Source organism: Photorhabdus akhurstii (genome assembly GCF_018448925.1).
Lineage (GTDB): Bacteria > Pseudomonadota > Gammaproteobacteria > Enterobacterales > Enterobacteriaceae > Photorhabdus > Photorhabdus akhurstii.
In genome coordinates this window covers 1-400 of record NZ_RCWE01000137.1, presented here as the reverse complement: position 1 = coordinate 400, position 400 = coordinate 1, and the positions used below count along the sequence as shown (strand labels likewise).

Annotated in this window: 1 protein-coding gene; it reads left to right on the top strand. The window is 51.5% G+C overall.

What is annotated here, in order from left to right:
* Positions 1–50 precede the first annotated feature (50 nt).
* A partial coding sequence (locus tag EAE93_RS25790; protein WP_214040748.1) for a helix-turn-helix domain-containing protein occupies positions 51–400 on the top strand: 350 nt, incomplete at its 3' end.

The following is a 400-nucleotide window of genomic DNA, read 5'->3' as shown; positions in this document are numbered from 1 at the left end:
GGCCAAAAAAAGCGGTTAAAATACATAAACTATCCCGATGAGCGCTGATGATGTTAAGAGCCACCAAAGTCCGCATTTACCCGACACCCGAACAGGCTGATTATCTCAATGCTCAGTTCGGTGCGGTCCGTTTCGCGTACAACAAGGCGCTCCACATTAAGAAGCACGCTCATCAACGCCACGGGGTGAACCTCAGCCCGCGTAAAGACCTCAAACCCTTACTGTCAGTGGCGAAAAAATCCCGCCGGTATGCCTGGCTCAAAGCGTATGATTCCATCGCCTTGCAGCAGGCGGTGATTAACCTCGATATGGCGTTTTCCCACTTTTTTAATCCGAAGCTGAAAGCGCGCTTCCCGGCGTTCAAACGCAAGCATGGCAGGCAGTCCAGCTATCATTGTGT